The sequence below is a fragment of the Pseudomonas sp. HMSC065H01 genome, assembly GCF_001815235.1.
Taxonomy (GTDB): domain Bacteria; phylum Pseudomonadota; class Gammaproteobacteria; order Pseudomonadales; family Pseudomonadaceae; genus Pseudomonas; species Pseudomonas aeruginosa.
Genome location: NZ_KV819878.1, coordinates 1 through 18,709 on the forward strand (window position 1 = coordinate 1; position 18,709 = coordinate 18,709).

Consider the following 18,709-nt stretch of genomic DNA (forward strand, 5'->3'; position numbering starts at 1 on the left):
CCCCAGTCGCCGAGCATCCATTTCGAGTTCGGGGAGAACGCCTCGGCGGCGTGCGCCGCGCTCCCCAAGCCCAGCGCTCCAAGGGCAAACAGGCAGCCAACGGTCCTGGCGGCCGGTCTGGTTTTCTTGTTCTTGTACATTTCCAGCGTCCTCGTGGTTGTGGTCTAGGCAGTACGAAAGGATTCAGGAGTTCTTCTGGCGATTGCCGTTCAAGGCGGTGACCTTCTCCGCCACCACGCCCGCCGTGCGCACGGCCACGCGCTCGCCGCTCTGCGCGTCGAACAGCAGGACCCGCGCGGGATCGAAGCGCAGGCTCATGCCGCTGCCCGCGGCCGGCGCGACGTCCGGCGCCAGGCGGCAACAGACCTTGACCTGGTTGACGGTGACGAAGACCAGGGTGTCCGGCCCGGTCGGTTCGAGCACCTCGACCTCGGTACGCAGGTCATGGGCAGCGCTGCCATCGCCCAGGGCGATCTGCTCCGGTCGTACGCCGAGGATCAGCTCGCGCCCCTCCTCCAGGCCGGGCTCCAGGCTCAGCGGCAGTTCGATACGGTCCTGGCCGCTATCGAGCAGGCCGGTCCAGCGTCCGTCCCGGCGCTGCAGGCGCAACGGAATGAAATTCATCGGCGGCGAACCGATGAAGCTGGCGACGAACAGGTTGGCCGGGTCGTTGTAGATCTGCTGCGGCGTGCCGAACTGCTGGATGACGCCGTCCTTCATCACCGCCACCTTGTCGCCGAGGGTCATGGCCTCGATCTGGTCGTGGGTGACATACACGGTCGTGGTCTTCAGCCGCTGGTGCATCAGCTTCAGCTCGGTGCGCATTTCCACCCGCAGCTTGGCATCGAGGTTGGACAGCGGCTCGTCGAACAGGTAGACCTTGGGCCGCCGCGCCAGCGCCCGGCCCATGGCCACCCGCTGCTGCTGGCCGCCGGAGAGCTGCGAGGGCTTGCGTTCGAGCAGGTGCTCGATCTGCAACAGCCGGGCCACCCGCGCCACCTCCTCGTCGATGGCGGCCTGGGGCATCTTGCGGATTTTCAGGCCGAAGGCGATGTTCTCGCGCACGCTCATGGTCGGGTACAGGGCGTAGGACTGGAAGACCATGGCGATGTCGCGGTCCTTGGGGCTCATGCCGCTGATGTCCTGGCCGTCCACCAGGATCGCACCGCCGGTGATGCTCTCCAGCCCGGCGATGCAGTTCATCAGGGTCGACTTGCCGCAACCCGAGGGCCCGACGAGGATCAGGAATTCGCCGGAGTCGATCTTCAGCCGGATGTCCCTGAGGGTATCCGCCAGGCCGCTGCCGTAGCTCTTGTGCAGGTTGCGCAGTTCGAGGGTTGCCATGTTTCGTTCGTCTCCGGGGTCAGCGACCCGTCTCAGCCTTTCACGGCGCCGGCGGTGAGGCCGCGCACGAAGTACTTGCCGGCCAGTACGTAGACCACCAGCGTGGGCAGCGCGGCGATCATCGCCGCGGCCATGTCGACGTTGTATTCCTTGACCCCGGTGGTGATGTTCACCAGGTTGTTCAGGGCCACGGTGATCGGTTGCGAATCGCCGCTGGCGAACACCACGCCGAACAGGAAGTCGTTCCAGATCTGGGTGAACTGCCAGATCAGGCAGACCATCACGATGGGCGTGGACATCGGCAGCAGGATGCGCAGGAAGATGGTGAAGAAGCCGGCGCCGTCCAGGCGCGCGGCCTTGACCAGGGCATCCGGGATCGCCACGAAATAGTTGCGGAAGAACAGCGTGGTGAAGGCCAGGCCGTAGATCACGTGGACCAGCACCAGGCCACTGGTGGTATTGGCCAGGCCGAGCTTGCCGAGGGTGAAGGACATCGGCAGGAGGATCACCTGGAACGGCAGGAAGCAGCCGAACAACAGCGCGCCGAAGAACAGCTGGGAACCGCGGAAGCGCCACATCGACAGCACGTAGCCGTTCAACGCGCCGATGAAGGTGGAGATCAGCACGCCGGGCACGGTGATCAGCACCGAGTTCCAGAAGAACGCGCCGACGCTGTCCCAGGCCTTGAGCCAGCCGATGACGGTGAAGGTGTCGGGCAGCGACAGCAGGTTGCCGGTGCGGATGTCGTCCGGCGTCTTGAAGCTGGTCAGCAGCATCACCAGCAGCGGCACCAGGTAAAGCGCGCAGGCGCCCCAGAGGGTCAGGTGCACGGCCAGGCGGCTGACGCTGAAGCTCGGGTTCAGGGACGCGTCACGCATGGCGCTTGCCTCGCAGTTCGGAATACAGGTAAGGCACCACGATCGCCAGTACAGCGCCGAGCATCAGCATCGCGCTCGCCGCGCCGAGCCCCATCTGGCCACGGGTGAATGTATGCGCATACATGAACATCGCCGGCAGGTCGGAGGAATAACCCGGCCCGCCGGCGGTCATCGCCGCCACCAGGTCGAAGCTCTTGATCGCGATATGGGCGAGGATCATCAGCGCGCTGAAGAACACCGGGCGCAGGCTCGGCAGGACGATGCGCAGGTAGATGGTCGGCAGGCTCGCACCGTCGACCTGGGCGGCGCGCACGATGGCCGGGTCGACCCCGCGCAGGCCGGCGAGGAACAGCGCCATGACGAAGCCGGAGGCCTGCCACACGGCGGCGATCACCAGGCAGTAGACGACCCGCTCCGGGTCCACCAGCCAGTCGAAGCGGAAACCTTCCCAGCCCCAGTCGCGGAGCAGCTTGTCCAGGCCCAGGCCCGGATTGAGCAGCCACTTCCAGGCGGTGCCGGTGACGATCATCGACAACGCCATGGGATACAGGTAGAGGGTACGGATGAAGCCTTCGCGGCGGATGCGCTGGTCCAGCAGCACTGCGAGGAACACTCCGAGCACCAGGCAGATGGCGATGAACGAGCCGCCGAAGAGCAGCAGGTTCTTGCTCGCCACCCACCAGCGGTCGTTGTCCCACAGGCGCTGGTACTGGCTCAGCCCGGCCCACTTGTAGCTGGGCATGAAGCGCGAGTTGGTGAAGGACAGCAGCAGCGTCCAGCCGATGTAGCCATACATGCAGAACAGCACCACGACCACGCTTGGCGCCAGCACCAGCTTCGGCAGCCAGCCTTGCAGGCGATCGAGCGGCGAGACGCGACGAGGCGCTACCGGAGCCGTGGGATAGACAGGGGAATTGGTCGCCATGCGTTTTCTCGCGTGCGAAGGAACCCACCCGTGCCGCTCGGCGGCACGGAGCCAGTCGGGAGGATCGAGCGGAGCCCAGGCCGGGCTCCGCGCCAGGGACTTACTGCGCCGCCGCCTCGATGGCGGCCGCCAGTTGCTGGGCGGCCTTCTGCGGGTCCGCGGCGGGGTCGTTGAAGAAGTTGGTCACCACGTCGAAGATCGCCCCCTGCACGTAGCTGGAAGCGGCCATGCTGTGGGCCATGCTCGGCACCAGGTTGCCGTCCTGGGAAGCCTGCTTGAAGTCCTTCATCGACTGCTGGGCGCAACTGTCGAACGGCGCCATGTCGGCGTCCAGGCGAACCGGGATGGAGCCCTTGTTGAGGTTGAAGTCCTTCTGGAAGGACGGATCGAGCACGCTGCGCGCCAGGTCTTCCTGGGCCTTGCGGTTCTCCGCGTTGCTCAGCTTGAACATCACCAGCGAGTCGATGTTGTAGTCGAAGGCCTTCTGCGTGCCGGGGAACGGCAGGCACTGGTAGTCCTTGCCCGGCACCTTGCCGGCGGCGGTGAATTCGCTCTTCGCCCAGTCGCCCATGATCTGCATCCCGGCCTTGCCGTTGATCACCATCGCCGTGGCGGCGCTCCATTCGCGACCGGCGGCGTCGGCATCGACGTAGCCGCGGAGCTTCTTCAGCGCGGCGAACACCTCGACCATCTGCGCTCCGGTGAGGGTCGCCTTGTCCTGTTCGACGAAGGCCTTGCGATAGCCTTCCGGACCCATCTTGCTCAGCACCAGGTTCTCGAACACGGTGCCGTCCTGCCACGGTTGGCTGCCATGGGCCAGCGGCGTGAAACCGGCGGCCTTGAGCTTGTCGGCGGCGACGAACAGTTCGTCGAGGGTGGTCGGCGGGGTGGCGCCGGCCTTCTTGAACACTTCCGGGTTGATGTAGAGCCAGTTCACCCGGTGTACGTTGATCGGCACTGCTACGTAGTCGCCGTCGTACTTCATGATCTGCGCCACCTGCTTCGGCAGCAGGCTGTCCCACTTGCCTTCGGCGGCCACCGCGTTGAGGTCGGCGAGCAGGCCCAGTTCGCCCCACTCCTGGATATCCGGCCCCTTGATCTGCGCCGCGGCCGGCGGATTGCCGGACACCGCGCGGGTCTTCAGCACGGTCATCGCCGCCTCGCCGCCACCGCCGGCCACGGCGAAGTCCTTCCAGGTGTGGCCCTTGGCTTCGACCAGCTTCTTCAGGGTTTCGGCGGCGCGCTTCTCGCCGGCGGAGGTCCACCAGTGCAGCACTTCGACTTCGCCGGCCTGGGCCAGCAGCGGGGAGAGACAGAGGGAGGAAAGACAGATGACGGCAGAGAGGCGACGGATCGCATTCATGAGGAAAACCTTCTTCTTGTTATTCGGAGCAAGTCTGCGCTTGCAATGCTTCGAGTCTATTCAAGCGTTCCGCGTCGCGGGTAACGAAGCGATCCGGGTTTGTCACGGAGTGGTTACATTGGGATTGAGGCAGAGCAGGAAAATCTGGACTTGAACTCGGCAAGGCGGTTTCGCGACAGAAACCTCCTACAACACGAGAATGACCTCCAGCAGCACCTCCCTGCGCGCCAGCACCTTGTCGTTCCAGAACCGCAGTACCCTGGACCCCGGCTCTCCAGCCAGGCATCGGCCGGCGAACCCACATGCTGCCCGCCATCCAGTTCGATCACCAGCATCCGCTCATGACAGACGAAATCGACGATGTACGGCCCGAGAACCTTCTGCCGACGAAACTTCAGCCCGAGCAATCGATGCCCGCGCAAACACCGCCATAGCGCCCGCTCCGCCTCTGTCTGCGGCTGCCGCAGAACACGGGAGAACCTCGTGCCTGCCCGCCTCGTTCAAGGGCCCGGCAGGCCAGCCCATCACTCCAGCCCCAGGCGCGGCAAGCGCAGGCTGACCCGCAGGCCGCCCTCGCGACGGTTCTGCAAACTGACTTCGCCGCCATGGGTGTGCGCGATGTTGCGCGCGATGCCCAGGCCCAGCCCGTAGCCCTGCCCTCGCGGAGACAGGCGGAAGCGCGGTTCGAAGATCTGTTCCAGGCGCTGCTCGGGCACGCCGGGGCCGTCGTCGTCGACGTGCAGCACCACCGCTTCCGGCCCGTCCTCCAGGCTCAGGCGGGCGCGTTCGCCGTATTTCAGCGCATTGTCCAGCAGGTTGCCGATACAGCGCTTGAGCGCCAGGGGCTTGCCCGGATAAGGCTCCGCGGCGCGACCGACGACCTCCACCCGGCCATCGGCCAGGTAGGGCTCGGCGATGTGCTGGAGCAACAGGTTGAGGTCGACCGGCTCGACGTTCTCGTGGATATCGGTGTCCTTCACGCACTGCAGCGCGCCCTTCACCAGCAGTTCCAGCTCGTCCAGGTCGCGCCCGAACTTCTCCTGCAAGCGCTCGTCCTCGAGGAGTTCTACCCGCAGGCGCAGGCGGGTGATCGGCGTGCGCAGGTCGTGGGAGATGGCGCTGAACAACTGCCCGCGCTCGTTCAGGTAGCGGTCGATGCGCTCGTGCATGGTGTTGAAGGCGCGCGCCACCTCCACCAGTTCGCTGGCGCCGCGCTCCTCCAGCGCTGCCGACGGACTGCCCAGGGCCAGGTCGCGGGCGGCGCGCGCCAGGCGCTTGAGCGGACGGCTCTGCCAATGCATCAGCAAGCCGGTGAAAAGCAGCAGCAACAGGCTGGTGAAAACGATCGAGAGCACCTGCTGCGGTTGCAGTCCCTCGGGTTCCAGGCTGACGTACGGCGCCGGCATCAGGCTGGCGATGTACAGCCACTCGCTGTCGCCGATGCGGATCTGGGTCACCAGCACCGGCGGGTTCACCGGCTCCAGGGTCAGCGCGTAGTGCGCCCAGGAACGCGGCAGCTCGTCGAGCTTCAGCGCGCCGTTGAACAGGCGCAGCTCGTCGGGACTGACGAATTCGACCTGCAGCTCGACCTCCTTGCCCAGGCGTTGATGCAACACGTCCTGGACGATCTCCAGCACCGCCTGCTTGTTCGGCGTGTCCGGCAGGGCACGCATCTCCAGCGGCCGGTCGTTCAGCGAGACGAAGAAGCGCGTACCGCCCATGCTGCGCAACTGGTCGAGCACCAGCGGACGGTAGCCGAGCGGCAGGGAACGGAAGTAGCTGACGCTGGCCGCCATCGAGTAGGCCAGGCTGCGCGAGCTGGTGAGCAGGCCCTCGCGCTGGCTGGAGCGCAGGTGCGACAGCCAGAACAGGCTGGAAAGCCCTTGCGCGACCAGCACCGCGAGCAGGGTCAGGAGCAGCATGCGCCCGAGCAGCGAGCGCGGCACCGGCGACCAGCGCCGCCATTCGCTCATGGCTGCAGGTGCGGCCGCACCTGCGCCGCCAGCAGGTAGCCACTGCCGCGCACGGTCTGGATCAGCCGCGGCGCCTTGCCGGTGTCGCGCAGGCGCTGGCGCAGGCGGCTGACCGCCATGTCGACGATGCGCTCCAGCGGCAGCACCTCGCGGCCGCGGGTGGCGTTGGCGATGGTGTCGCGGTCGAGGATCTGCTGCGGATGGTCGAGGAACAGCTTGAGCAGGGCGAAATCCGCGCCGCTGAGGAAGAACTCCTCGCCGTCCTCGTGGAACAGCCGGTGGCTGACCGTATCCAGTCGCCAGTCCTCGAAGGCCAGTACGTCGCCACCGCGCACCTGGGTGAACTGCGCGCGGCGCAGCAGGGCCTTGATCCGCGCCAGCAGCTCGCGCGGGCTGAACGGCTTGCCCAGGTAGTCGTCGGCGCCCAGTTCCAGGCCGATCACCCGGTCGGCCTCGTCGGAACTGGCGGTGAGCATGATGATCGGCATGCAGGCCAGGCGCTGGTGGGAGCGAATCCAGCGACAGAGGCTGAAGCCGTCCTCGTCCGGCAGCATCACGTCGAGGATCGCCAGGCTCGCCTCCTCCTCGCACAGCGCCTGGCGGAAGTCGGCGCCCCGCGAGACGCTGCGGACCTGGAAGCCGGCGCGGCTCAGGTAGGTCTCCAGCAATTCGCGGATCTCCTGGTCATCGTCCACCAGCAGGATCGATCGTCCGTTCGCGCTCACGAGGCTCCTCCTTATGCGGTTGCTCGACGCCGACTCAGCCCTCGGCGTCCAGGGCCTGCTGCAGGGCGACGCCGGCGCCGAGCAGGCCCGGATGTTCGGCGGTCATGACCCACACCGGTACGTCCTGCAGGTAAGCGCCGCTGGTCTTGCCACGCCTGGCGAAGGCCTCGGCGAAGCCGCTGGCGATGAAACGCTCGAGGAAACGCGGGACGATGCCGCCGGTAATGTAGACGCCACCGAGCGCGCCGACGGTGAGCACCGCGTTGCCGGCGACCCGCGCCAGCCACAGGAAGAAGTGCTCCAGCACGGCGTCCGCCTGGGCGTCGCCGGCCATGGCCAGGGCACCGACTTCCGCCGCACTGCTCGCGCGTACGGCAACCCCGTCCAGGGCACAGCTGATTTCATAGAGGGCGAGCAGGCCGTTGCCGGACAGTGCGCGCTCGGCGGAGACATGTCCGTAGCGCGCCTGCAGGCCCTGCCAGAGCGCGAAGTCGCGCGGCGAAGTGACCGGCAGGTCGACATGCCCGCCCTCGCAGGGCAGCACTTCCCAACGTCCCCCGCCCAGCGGCAGCAGGCTGCCGACGCCAAGGCCGGTGCCGGGACCGATAATCAGCCGGGCGCGATCCGCCTGGGCGCTGCCGGCCCGGACCTGCACCAGCTCGTCCGCGCCCAGCCGCGAGGCGGCCCAGGCCATGGTGCTGAAGTCGTTGACCAGCAGCAGGTGATCCAGCCCCAGCTCCTCGCGGAACGCGGCGCGATTGATCACCCAGTGGTTGTTGGTGAAACGGAAATCCGCCGCCCCAACCGGACCGGCGCAGGCCAGGCAGACCGAGTCGATGTTCGCCACCGATTCGCCGATCCGCGCCAGGTAGTCGCGCACGGCCAGTTCAGGCCGTGGGTAGTCGGCGCAGGCGAGCACCTCGATGGATTCCAGGCGCTGCCCGCGCCAGAGCGCGAAACGCGCATTGGTGCCGCCGATATCGCCGACCAGGCCGAGGCCGCCGGCGCTTCTCTTGTTGTCGTTATTCATCGTCGTTGAACCGCAATGCCCCGCGCCAGGGCGGGACGGTCGGCAGATGTTGCCGGAGAGACAGCCGCCAGCCAAGCGCCGGCGGATATCGACCTATCAGAATCAGCGCCAGCCGTTGAGGCTCTCGGTAAAGCTGCAGGCGCCCTCTTCCGCGCTGCTCATGGCGTTGCGCATGAAGGCGAACAGCTCGCGGCCGCAACCGAGATTGCCGTCCTGCGGCGCCGGCTCCAGGCTGCGCGCCTGCCATTCGGCGTCGTCGACCAGCACCCGCAACTCGCCGTTCACCCCATCCACCCGCACCCGGTCGCCGTCGCGCAGGCGCGCCAGCGGACCGCCGGCGATGGCTTCCGGACTCACATGGATGGCCGCGGGCACCTTGCCCGACGCCCCGGACATGCGCCCGTCGGTGACCAGCGCCACCTTGAAGCCACGATCCTGCAGGACCCCGAGGAACGGCGTGAGCTTGTGCAGCTCCGGCATGCCGTTCGCCCGCGGGCCCTGGAAACGCACCACGGCGACCAGGTCGCGCTCCAGCTCGCCGGCCTTGAAGGCCGCGGCCAGGCTGGCCTGGTCGTGGAAGATCCGTACCGGCGCCTCGACCACCTGGTGTTCCGGCGCCACCGCCGAGACCTTCATCACGCCGCGACCGAGGTTGCCCTCCATCAGGCGCAAGCCGCCTTCGGCGGAGAACGGCTTGTCCAGCGGACGCAGGATGGCTTCGTCGAGACTCCGTTCCGGCCCTTCGCGCCAGACCAGCCGGCCATCCTCGAGGAACGGCTCGCGGGTGTAGCGGCGCAGGCCGGGGCCGGCGACGGTCTGTACGTCCTCGTGAAGCAGCCCGCCGTCGAGCAGTTGGCGGATCAGGAAGGACATGCCGCCGGCCGCCTGGAAGTGGTTGATGTCGGCCTGGCCGTTCGGATAGATGCGCGCCAGGGTCGGTACCACATGGGACAGCTCGGACATGTCCTGCCAGGTCAACTGGATGCCCGCCGCCTGGGCGATCGCCAGCAGGTGCAGGGTGTGGTTGGTCGAGCCGCCGGTGGCGAGCAGCGCCACCACCGAGTTGACGATGGCCTTCTCGTCGACGATCTCCGCCATCGGCACGTAGTTGCCGTTCTCGGGGGTCAGCCGGCTGGCCTGGCGTGCCGCTTCGCGGGTGAGTTCGTCGCGCAGCGGGGTGTTCGGGTTGACGAAGGAGGCACCGGGCAAGTGCAGGCCCATCACCTCCACCAGCAACTGGTTGGTATTGGCGGTGCCATAGAAGGTGCAGGTGCCGGGTGCATGGTAGGAGGCCATTTCCGAGGCCAGCAGCTCTTCGCGAGTGGCCTTGCCCTCGGCGAACAGTTGGCGCACCGCGGCCTTTTCCTTGTTGGAGATGCCGGTCGGCATCGGCCCGGCCGGGACGAACACGGTGGGCAGGTGGCCGAAGCGCAGCGAGCCGATCAGCAGGCCCGGCACGATCTTGTCGCAAACACCCAGGCACAGCGCTGCATCGAACATGTTGTGAGACAGCGCGATGGCGGTGGACATGGCGATCACGTCGCGGCTGGCCAGCGACAGTTCCATGCCCGGCTCGCCCTGGGTCACCCCGTCGCACATGGCCGGCACGCCGCCGGCGAACTGGCCGACCGAACCGATCTCGTGCAGCGCCTGCTTGATCAGCCCCGGAAAGCGCTCGAACGGCTGGTGCGCCGAGAGCATGTCGTTGTAGGCGGAAACGATGGCCACGTTGGCCTGGTTCATCAGCCGCAGGGTCTGCTTGTCGCTTTCGCCACAGGCCGCGACCCCGTGGGCGAGGTTGCCGCACGGCAGGGTGCCGCGGTGCGGCCCCTTGCTGGCCGCAGCCCGGACCATCTCGAGGTAGCGCTGGCGAGTGGCCGCGCTACGGGCCTGGATGCGGCGGGTGACTTCGAGCACACGAGGGTGCATGGCAGATTCTCCTACAGACTATCAATTGTTGTTTTTACAACATAATCATCGGTTGAAGGATGTTTACTTTTCTTTCTGGACGAAATGTAATGGTTTTTACCACAACAATAGAAAAGAGACGACCTCATTATGACTATCCGCCTGGCCATCAACGGCTTCGGTCGCATCGGCCGAAACGTTCTTCGCGCCCTGTATACCGGCCACTACCGCGAACAGTTGCAGGTAGTGGCGATCAATGACCTCGGCGACGCCGCGGTCAACGCCCACCTGTTCCAGTACGACAGCGTCCATGGACGCTTTCCCGGCGAGGTCGAGCACGATGCCGAAAGCCTGCGGGTGATGGGCGACCGCATCGCCGTCAGCGCCATCCGCAACCCGGCGGAACTGCCCTGGAAGAGCCTCGGCGTGGACATCGTGCTCGAGTGCACGGGGCTCTTCACCAGCCGCGACAAAGCCGCTGCCCACCTGCAGGCCGGCGCCGGCAAGGTGCTGATCTCGGCGCCCGGCAAGGACGTCGACGCCACCGTGGTCTACGGCGTCAACCACGAGGTGCTGCGCGCCTCCCATCGGATCGTCTCGAACGCCTCCTGCACCACCAACTGCCTGGCACCGGTGGCCCAGGTGCTGCATCGCGAGCTGGGCATCGAGCACGGCCTGATGACCACCATCCATGCCTACACCAACGACCAGAACCTCTCCGACGTGTACCACCCGGACCTGTACCGCGCACGTTCGGCGACCCAGTCGATGATCCCCACCAAGACCGGCGCCGCCGAGGCGGTCGGCCTGGTCCTGCCGGAACTCGCCGGCAAGCTTACCGGGCTGGCGGTGCGGGTGCCGGTGATCAACGTGTCGCTGGTCGATCTCACCGTGCAGGTGGCCCGGGATACCAGCGTAGACGAGGTCAACCGCCTGCTGCGCGAAGCCAGCGAGGGCTCTCCGGTGCTCGGCTACAACACCCAGCCGCTGGTGTCGGTGGATTTCAATCACGACCCGCGCTCGTCGATCTTCGACGCCAACCACACCAAGGTCAGCGGCCGGCTGGTCAAGGCGATGGCCTGGTACGACAACGAGTGGGGCTTCTCCAACCGCATGCTGGACAGCGCCCTGGCGCTGGCCGCCGCCCGCGACTGACGCGCCTCAGCGGAACTTGCGCCGACCGCGCGCCTGCAACGCCAGCAGGCGCAGGTCGGCCTCGGCGAGGATCAGTCGCTGCTCGGCCTTGTCCGCGCGCTTCCAGGCACGGATTTCCTGGCGCGTACGCCCGCAGCCACGGCACACGTCGGCATCGAACTCACAGATATTGATGCAAGGACTTTTCAAGCGTTCCCCCTTTTTCGGCGCGGACCGCAACCGGTCCTCGCCCGTCACTTCACGACAGGCGGCGGGCCGGCGTCCAGGAGGGAATGACTATCGGGCCGATCGAGCGGCCCGCGGTCACTCGGCCTCGGCGTCGCGCAGGCTTTCGTAGGCAGGCGCGGCATAGATGCCGGCCTCGACGCAGAGCGTCATGACCCGCGGCAGGTCCTGGGTATAGACCAGCACCGCCTGCAACTCGTCGTCCAGCGGCTCGCTGAAATCCACCAGCACGTAGCCGCCCTTTTCCGGATACATGCTGCTCAGTTGCACCTGGATACGGTTGAGGGCGACCAGCGGCTCGGTCTTGAGCAACTGCTTCGGCTTGATGTTGAACGCCACGTCCTTGCCGAAGGAGGCGACGATCCGGGCGAACAGCTCGGCATAGGTGTCGGCCTGGAACAGCACGATATCCGGCAGGCTACCGACCACCACCCACTCGCCGAGCGGGATCGGGAAGCTGTCGTCGTAGTTGATATCCGGGTTGGCGGCGAGGAACCCTGCCGGATCGGCATAGGCCTGGGCCGCCTCGTCGGCGATCCGCCGGATCTCCTCGGCGCCCATGCAGCCGGTGCTGATGAGGGTGATCAGTTCGTTCAGGGTCTCTTTCATGGGCGGGTTCCAGGGTCGATGAAACGGAGCGGGCCGGCCTCGCCGGCGCGGCCGGATGAATTCTACAGGGTGGAACGACGGTCAGCGGCGCGGCCAGTCGTCGTCGGCGTCCAGTGCCTCGCGCTCCTCGCGCATGGCCTCCGCCAGGGCGCGCTCCTCGTCATCGGGATCGGCGCCCGCGACAGCCTCCGCGACGGCAGGCTCGACGGCTTGCTCCGCGACCACGGGAATCGGCCCAGCCGCTGGCTCGGCGGACTCGTCGCCCTGCTCCGAGGGCTCCGGAGGGTCGAGCAGGTCGTCGAAGTCGGTCTTCAGGCCCTGCTCCATCTCGTCCAGTTCCAGCAGCAGGCTGCGGAAGCTGGTTTCCTCGCGCGGCTTCTCCGGCTCGCCGGCCTCCCCCTCGATCTCCTCGAGGCTTTCCCCGGCCTCGGCGATGGCGCGATCGGCCAGGGCCTGGATCGAGGCAGGAATCGCATCCTCGTCGAGATCGTCGCGCGGCGGCTGCGCCGCGGGCGCCACTTCGACCGGCGGTTCCGGCTCGGGCTCCATCTCGCGCAGCGCCGACAGCGGCGGCAGCTCGTCGAGGCTCTTCAGGTTGAAATAATCGAGGAACGCCTTGGTAGTCGCCAGCATCGCCGGGCGCCCCGGCACCTCGCGGTAGCCAACGATGCGGATCCACTCCCGCTCCATCAGCGTCTTGACGATCTGGGTGTTCACCGCCACGCCGCGGATCTCCTCGATCTCGCCACGGGTGATCGGCTGGCGGTAGGCGATCAGCACCAGGGTTTCCAGCAGCGCGCGCGAATAGCGCTGCGGACGCTCCTCCCAGAGGCGGCCGACCCACGGCGAGAAACGCTCGCGAATCTGCAGGCGATACCCGGACGCGACTTCCTTCAGCTCGAAGGAGCGCCCTGCGCAGGACAGTGCCAGGATCGCCAGGGCGTCGCGGAACTGCCCCGGCTCCGGCCGCTCTGCCTCGTCGAACAGCTCGGCCAGGCGTTCCAGCGACAGCGGCTTGCCGGCCGCGAGGAGGATGCCTTCGAGCAGAGTGGCGAGTTCGTGGGGATCGGACAGGTTCATCGTCGCAACGGATACCGGAGCCAGGAAGAGGGAAAGATAGCGGAATCGGGCATGCAGCTTAACAGGCCACGGCAGGGAGCGAAGCCGGAAGCTCGGAAAAGGCGACCGTCCGCAGGGGGACGAACGGCCAGCGGCGCGGCGCGCTCACTCGAAATCGTCTTCCAGGGCTTCCTCCAGGGTTTCGCCTTCCTCCGCTTCGCGGGCTATCCGCAGGCGCACATGGATGGCGCCGAAAGCCTCGTTCTGCACCAGCTCCACCATCTGCTCCTTGACCAGTTCGAGGATCGCCATGAAGGTGACCACCACGCCGAGCTTGCCCTCCTCCAGGGTGAACAACTGGATGAAGGGCACGAAGGCGCCGCCTTTCAGGCGCTCCAGCACTTCGCTCATGCGTTCGCGGGTGGACAGTACCTCGCGGGTCACCTGGTGGCTCTCGAACAGGTCGGCGCGGCGCAGCATCTCGCCCATCACCAGCATCAGCTCCTGCAGCGCCAGCTCCGGCAGCAGCTTGCGCGCCCGCGCCTCGGGAGCAGCCACCGCCGGCACCAGCACGTCGCGGCCGACCCGGGGCAGTTCGTCGAGGTCTTCGGCGGCCTTCTTGAACCGTTCGTACTCTTGCAGGCGGCGGATCAGCTCGGCCCGCGGATCTTCCTCTTCCTCCTCGGCTTCCGCCGAGCGCGGCAACAACATGCGCGACTTGATCTCCGCCAGCATCGCCGCCATCACCAGGTACTCGGCGGCCAGCTCCAGGCGCACCGCCTTCATCAGCTCGACATAGCCCATGTACTGGCGGGTGATTTCCGCCACCGGGATATCCAGGATGTCGATGTTCTGCTTGCGGATCAGGTACAGCAGCAGGTCGAGCGGGCCCTCGAAGGCCTCGAGGAAGACCTCCAGCGCGTCCGGCGGGATATAGAGGTCCTGCGGCAGCTCGGTGACCGCCTCGCCGTAGACCAGCGCCAGTTGCAGCGGCACCCGCTCGGCGGCGGGTTCGGCTGGAGGGGGGGCGGCGTTGGCCGGGTTATCGTCCTGCATCGCTAGGCTCGTGGTGGGCGGATTCGGGCGGCGCTCAGGCCGGCTGCATGAACGGCGCCGGATCGCCGCAACCCACGCGGATCACTTCGGGATCGGTGTCGGTCAGGCTGATCACGGTGGAGGCCTCGCCGCCGCCATAGCCCCCGTCCACGATCAGGTCGACCTGGTGTTCCAGTACCTGGCGCATTTCATAGGGATCGTTCAGCGGCTCGCCGCTGCCGGGCATGATCAGGCTCACGCTCATCAGCGGTTCGCCCAGTTCCTCCAGCAGCGCCCGGGCGATCGGACAGTTCGGCACGCGCAGGCCGATGGTGCGGCGCTTGGGGTGCAGGAGCATGCGCGGCACCTCGCGGGTGGCGCTGAGGATGAAGGTGTAGGGACCGGGGGTGTGCGCCTTGAGCAGGCGGAACAGGCCGGTGTCGACCTTGGCATAGACCCCCAGCTCGGAAAGGTCGCGGCAGACCAGGGTGAAGTTGTGCTTGTCGTCCAGTTGGCGGATGCGGCGGATGCGGTCCACCGCGGTCTTTTCGCCGATGCGGCAGCCCAGGGCATAGGACGAGTCGGTGGGATAGACGATCACCCCACCCTGGCGGACGATTTCCACCGCCTGCTTGACCAGCCGTGGCTGGGGATTTTCCGGATGGATCTGGAAGAACTGGCTCATTCGGCCCCCTTGGCTTCGGAATGACGTTCGGTATCGCGAAAATGCCTGGCGAAACGCGGCCACATGGCCGGCAGGTCCTCTGGAACCGCACGGTACATGCCCAGTTCGGACCAGTCGCCCGGCGCGTGGAAATCGCTGCCGGCGGTGACCATCAGGCCGAACTCGCGGGCCAGGATCGACAGGGTACCGACCTGTTCGGCCGGCTGCACGCCATTGACCACCTCGATGGCGTGTCCGCCGGCCTGGAGAAAGTCGGCGACCAGGCGCCGGCGCTTGGTCCGGGTGAAATCATAATGATACGGGTGCGCCAGGCTGATCCAGGCGCGCGCCTCGCGCAGGCAGCCGACCACTTCCTCCAGGGTCGGCCAGTGCTGCTTGACGTCTCCCAGCTTGCCGGCCCCCAGCCACTTGCGGAACGCGTCGGCGCGATCCTTGACCCAGCCGCCCTGGACCAGGAACTCGGCGAAATGCGGCCGCGCCGGCGCGTTGCCGCTGTCGCCCAGGGCCCGCTGGATCGCCCGCGCGCCCTCCAGCGCCCCGGGCATACCCTTGGCCGCCAGCCGTCGGTCGATTTCCTCGGCGCGCGCCCAGCGGCCGCGGTGCAGGGCTTCGGTGGCCTGGCGCAGGGGAGCGGCGTCGAGGTCGAAACCGTAGCCCAGCACATGGATGGTGGCGCCACCCCAGGTGCAGGACAGCTCGACGCCGTTGACCAGTTCGATACCGAGTCGAGCGGCCGCCTGGTGGGCTTCCGGCAAGCCTTCCAGGGTGTCGTGGTCGGTCAGCGCCAGCAGCCCGACGCCTTTCTCGTGGGCCCGCTGCACCAGGGCGGCGGGCGCGAGAACGCCATCGGAGGCGGTACTGTGGCAATGCAGATCGACACGCATGGCTGAATCCTGATTCCAGTGAAGAATGGTGATGAAGCAACGCCGATTCGCTGCCTCGCGGTATCGAGACGTACCGTTCATGGGTCCGGGGAGCCTGCTCCACCTGGCGAATGCGCCTGCGGCACAGGCCTGACGCATTCGGAAAGACAGGATGACTGTTTCAGAACATCCAGAGGTTGCTATTATGCCGCTTCAACCGTGTCCTGACTGCCACCATGAAGCAATTCATCGATTTCATCCCACTGATCCTGTTCTTCATCGTCTACAAGATAGACCCTCAGAACGTCGAGTTCGCCGGGTTCAATCTGAGTGGCATCTACGGCGCGACCGCGACCCTGATCCTCGCCTCGGTGATCGTCTACGGCGCCCTCTGGCTCAAGCACCGCCACCTGGAAAAGAGCCAGTGGTTCACCCTCGGCGCCTGCCTGGTCCTCGGCGGCCTGACCCTGGCCTTCCACGAGGACACCTTCCTCAAATGGAAGGCGCCGCTGGTCAACTGGCTGTTCGCCCTGGCCTTCGCCGGCAGTCACTTCATCGGCGACAAGCCGATGATCCAGCGCATCATGGGCCATGCCATCCAGTTGCCGCAGGGCCTCTGGGTGCGCCTGAACATCGCCTGGGTGGTGTTCTTCCTGGTGTGCGGCTTCGCCAACCTGTACGTGGTCTTCACCTATCCGAACTTCTGGGTGGACTTCAAGGTGTTCGGCAGCCTCGGCATGACCTTGCTGTTCCTGATCGGCCAGGGCCTGTTCCTGGCTCGCCACCTGCACGACGCCGATACCGGCGAAAAGCCCAAGGACTGACATGCTCTACGCGATCATCGCCCGTGACATCCCCGCTTCCCAGGAACGCCGCCTGGCCAGCCGCCCGGCCCACCTGGCCCGTCTCGAACAGCTGAAGGAAGAAGGCCGCCTGGTACTCGCCGGCCCGCACCCGGCGATCGACAGCAACGACCCGGGCGCCGCCGGCTTCACCGGCAGCCTGATCGTCGCCGAATTCGATTCCCTGGCCGCGGCGCAGAGCTGGGCCGAGGCCGACCCCTACCGGGCCGCCGGGGTGTATGCCGAGGTGGTGGTCAAGCCGTTCAAGAAAGTCCTGCCCTGAGGCAGTCGCCGGGTACCGGCGGCCGGCCCGGTCGCCCTCCCGGCAAACGTTTTCGCACCGGACGCCGCTTTCCGGTGCCCGCCGCAGCGCAACCAGGCCGGCCCGGCGCTTTCGCCAAGCCGGAAGGGCGAACCGGAAGACAGTGCAATCCGTCGCTTCATCGGTACAAGGAGTCATGATGCGTCCATCCACTGCCCATTGCCTGCTGCTGAGCCTGAGCCTGGGAGCTTCCCTGGCCCAGGCCGAGGAACCCGCGCCAGCACCGATTCCAGCCGCGCAGCCTTCCATTGCGCAGGCTACCGCCGAACTGGAGCGCCGCCTGGTGGAAACGGAACGCCAGCGCGACGAACTGGTCAGTCGTATGCGCCAGGAGAACCGCCAGTTGCGCGAGCAGTTGCAGGCGGCCCAGGCGCAGCGGCAACCGCCGCTGCTCACAGAAGAGCAGACCTGGTATGTCGCCGGCGCCGCCACCGCCCTGCTCGCGTTCGTCCTCGGCGCCCTGAGCCGCGGCCGCCGGCGACAGCGACGCGAATGGATCAATTGAGCGACACCCGATGAGCGAACTGCTGTTGATCGACGATGACCGGGAGCTCTGCGAGCTGCTCGGTACCTGGCTGGTCCAGGAAGGTTTCTCCGTGCGTGCCAGCCACGACGGCGCCCAGGCCCGTCGCGCCCTCGCCGAGCAGACGCCGGATGCCGTGGTGCTCGACGTGATGCTGCCGGACGGCAGCGGCCTGGAACTGCTCAAGCAACTGCGCGGCGACCATCCCGACCTGCCGGTGCTGATGCTGTCCGCCCGCGGCGAGCCGCTGGACCGCATCCTGGGTCTGGAACTGGGCGCCGACGACTACCTGGCCAAGCCCTGCGACCCGCGCGAACTCACCGCACGGCTGCGCGCCGTGCTGCGGCGAACCCACCCGGCGCAGCCCAGCGCGCAGATGCAACTGGGCGACCTGTCGCTGAACCTGACGCGCGGCGTGGCGCAGATCGACGGCCAGGAGATCAGCCTGACCCTTTCCGAAAGCCGCATCCTCGAAGCGCTCCTGCGCCAGCCCGGCGAGCCGCTGGACAAGCAGGCCCTGGCGCAACTGGCGCTGGGCCGCAAGCTGACCCTCTACGACCGCAGCCTGGACATGCACGTCAGCAACCTGCGCAAGAAGCTCGGCAGCCACCCCGACGGCAGCCCGCGCATCCTCGCCCTGCGCGGCCGCGGCTACTACTACAGCCACTGAGCGGGTTTCGTCAGCCCGCCGACACAAGGTCTTTACCCAAGCTTTACCCAGGGCTGACCGCGCTTGACCTTGACCTCCCTAGACTGGGCTCATCCGGTAAATGGCCGGACCCAGAAAGGAGAAACACCATGCGCAAGACGCTAACCGCCCTGTTCATCGCCGCCGCCCTGCCGACCTTCGCCATGGCCGCGCCCGCCGCCAACGACCTGCCCCCCCCGCCGATGGAAGGCGGCCACATGATGGGCCAGCACGGTCCCCGGCATGGCGGCCCGATGAAGGAACTGGACCTGACCCGCGAACAGCGCCAGCAGATGGGCAAACTGATGGGCGAACAAATGAAGGCCCGCCACGAGATCACCCAGCGCTACCTGGCCAAGCTGCCGGCGGCCGAGCAGAAGGCCCTGAAGGACGAACTCAAGGCCAGCCACGAGAAGACCCAGAAGGACATCCGCGCCCTGCTCACCCCCGAGCAGCAGAAGAAGTTCGACGAACTGCAGAAGAAGCGCGAGCAGCGCAAGGCAGAGTGGGCCGAATTCCAGCAATGGAAGGCCGACAAGAAGTCCAACTGACGTCCG

At 66.9% G+C, this 18,709-nt stretch carries 21 protein-coding genes and 1 pseudogene; 6 read left to right on the plus strand and 16 right to left on the minus strand.

Going from position 1 to position 18,709, the window contains the following annotated elements:
* The 10 genes and pseudogenes from HMPREF3014_RS34375 to edd all read right to left on the minus strand — a co-directional run.
* Positions 1-140 (minus strand): annotated as a pseudogene (locus tag HMPREF3014_RS34375) (porin); the annotation flags it as partial.
* A 43-nt stretch (positions 141-183) separates the two neighbouring features.
* Positions 184-1,344, minus strand: a complete 1,161-nt coding sequence (locus HMPREF3014_RS14340; RefSeq protein WP_003119710.1) for an ABC transporter ATP-binding protein — start codon at positions 1,342-1,344, stop codon at positions 184-186.
* Positions 1,345-1,376: 32 nt separating this feature from the next.
* A complete protein-coding gene (locus HMPREF3014_RS14345; RefSeq protein ID WP_003091470.1) occupies positions 1,377-2,222 on the minus strand; it encodes a carbohydrate ABC transporter permease in 846 nt (281 codons plus the stop codon).
* Entirely contained in the window at positions 2,215-3,147 is a 933-nt protein-coding gene (locus HMPREF3014_RS14350; protein ID WP_003091471.1) for a carbohydrate ABC transporter permease, read from the minus strand. Before HMPREF3014_RS14350 ends, HMPREF3014_RS14345 begins: the two co-directional genes overlap by 8 nt.
* Positions 3,148-3,247: 100 nt before the next feature.
* On the minus strand, positions 3,248-4,510 hold the full coding sequence (locus HMPREF3014_RS14355; protein ID WP_003091472.1) for an ABC transporter substrate-binding protein: 1,263 nt from the start codon (positions 4,508-4,510) through the stop codon (positions 3,248-3,250).
* A gap of 113 nt (positions 4,511-4,623) precedes the next feature.
* Entirely contained in the window at positions 4,624-4,977 is a 354-nt protein-coding gene (locus HMPREF3014_RS33550; RefSeq protein ID WP_305954986.1) for an endonuclease domain-containing protein, read from the minus strand.
* A gap of 57 nt (positions 4,978-5,034) precedes the next feature.
* A complete protein-coding gene (gene gtrS / locus HMPREF3014_RS14360; RefSeq protein WP_003130488.1) occupies positions 5,035-6,456 on the minus strand; it encodes a two-component system sensor histidine kinase GtrS in 1,422 nt (473 codons plus the stop codon).
* 23 nt (positions 6,457-6,479) lie between these two features.
* A complete protein-coding gene (gene gltR / locus HMPREF3014_RS14365) occupies positions 6,480-7,208 on the minus strand; it encodes a two-component system response regulator GltR (RefSeq protein ID WP_003091475.1) in 729 nt (242 codons plus the stop codon).
* A 34-nt stretch (positions 7,209-7,242) separates the two neighbouring features.
* Entirely contained in the window at positions 7,243-8,238 is a 996-nt protein-coding gene (locus HMPREF3014_RS14370) for a glucokinase (RefSeq protein WP_003091477.1), read from the minus strand.
* Between the two features lie 102 nt (positions 8,239-8,340).
* Complete coding sequence (gene edd, locus HMPREF3014_RS14375; protein ID WP_003091478.1) at positions 8,341-10,167, minus strand: phosphogluconate dehydratase; 1,827 nt, start codon at positions 10,165-10,167, stop codon at positions 8,341-8,343.
* Between the two features lie 129 nt (positions 10,168-10,296).
* Here edd and gap point away from each other — a divergent pair, with 129 nt between their 5' ends.
* Positions 10,297-11,301, plus strand: coding sequence for a type I glyceraldehyde-3-phosphate dehydrogenase (gene gap, locus HMPREF3014_RS14380; protein WP_003091480.1), 1,005 nt, complete (start codon positions 10,297-10,299; stop codon positions 11,299-11,301).
* A 6-nt stretch (positions 11,302-11,307) separates the two neighbouring features.
* On the opposite strand, the gene HMPREF3014_RS14385 is transcribed toward gap, so the two are convergent.
* The 6 genes from HMPREF3014_RS14385 to HMPREF3014_RS14410 form a co-directional block, all read right to left on the minus strand.
* A complete protein-coding gene (locus HMPREF3014_RS14385) occupies positions 11,308-11,490 on the minus strand; it encodes a DUF1289 domain-containing protein (RefSeq protein ID WP_003091481.1) in 183 nt (60 codons plus the stop codon).
* 114 nt (positions 11,491-11,604) lie between these two features.
* Positions 11,605-12,135 carry a hypothetical protein gene (locus tag HMPREF3014_RS14390; RefSeq protein ID WP_009876802.1) on the minus strand — a complete coding sequence of 177 codons (531 nt, stop codon included), beginning with the start codon at positions 12,133-12,135 and terminating at the stop codon, positions 11,605-11,607.
* 81 nt (positions 12,136-12,216) lie between these two features.
* The gene (scpB, locus tag HMPREF3014_RS14395) at positions 12,217-13,215 is read right to left on the minus strand and encodes an SMC-Scp complex subunit ScpB (RefSeq protein ID WP_003114835.1); all 999 of its coding nucleotides are present in this window, start codon (positions 13,213-13,215) and stop codon (positions 12,217-12,219) included.
* Between the two features lie 144 nt (positions 13,216-13,359).
* A complete protein-coding gene (locus HMPREF3014_RS14400; protein WP_003124353.1) occupies positions 13,360-14,112 on the minus strand; it encodes a segregation and condensation protein A in 753 nt (250 codons plus the stop codon).
* Positions 14,113-14,284: 172 nt separating this feature from the next.
* Entirely contained in the window at positions 14,285-14,914 is a 630-nt protein-coding gene (locus HMPREF3014_RS14405) for an L-threonylcarbamoyladenylate synthase (protein WP_003091486.1), read from the minus strand.
* Entirely contained in the window at positions 14,911-15,798 is an 888-nt protein-coding gene (locus tag HMPREF3014_RS14410; protein ID WP_003091487.1) for a PHP domain-containing protein, read from the minus strand. Before HMPREF3014_RS14410 ends, HMPREF3014_RS14405 begins: the two co-directional genes overlap by 4 nt.
* Before the next feature lie 215 nt (positions 15,799-16,013).
* On the opposite strand from HMPREF3014_RS14410, the gene HMPREF3014_RS14415 reads away from it, so the two are divergent.
* The 5 genes from HMPREF3014_RS14415 to HMPREF3014_RS14435 all read left to right on the plus strand — a co-directional run bounded on the left by HMPREF3014_RS14415 (position 16,014) and on the right by HMPREF3014_RS14435 (position 18,703).
* Positions 16,014-16,601: a septation protein A gene (locus HMPREF3014_RS14415; protein WP_003091488.1), complete on the plus strand. Its 588-nt coding sequence runs from the start codon at positions 16,014-16,016 to the stop codon at positions 16,599-16,601.
* A 1-nt stretch (position 16,602) separates the two neighbouring features.
* Positions 16,603-16,902, plus strand: coding sequence for a YciI family protein (locus HMPREF3014_RS14420; RefSeq protein WP_003091489.1), 300 nt, complete (start codon positions 16,603-16,605; stop codon positions 16,900-16,902).
* Positions 16,903-17,077: 175 nt separating this feature from the next.
* Positions 17,078-17,446 carry a hypothetical protein gene (locus HMPREF3014_RS14425; RefSeq protein WP_003111064.1) on the plus strand — a complete coding sequence of 123 codons (369 nt, stop codon included), beginning with the start codon at positions 17,078-17,080 and terminating at the stop codon, positions 17,444-17,446.
* A 10-nt stretch (positions 17,447-17,456) separates the two neighbouring features.
* On the plus strand, positions 17,457-18,134 hold the full coding sequence (locus HMPREF3014_RS14430; RefSeq protein WP_003091491.1) for a response regulator transcription factor: 678 nt from the start codon (positions 17,457-17,459) through the stop codon (positions 18,132-18,134).
* A gap of 128 nt (positions 18,135-18,262) precedes the next feature.
* On the plus strand, positions 18,263-18,703 hold the full coding sequence (locus tag HMPREF3014_RS14435) for a Spy/CpxP family protein refolding chaperone (protein WP_003114831.1): 441 nt from the start codon (positions 18,263-18,265) through the stop codon (positions 18,701-18,703).
* Positions 18,704-18,709: the final 6 nt, after the last annotated feature.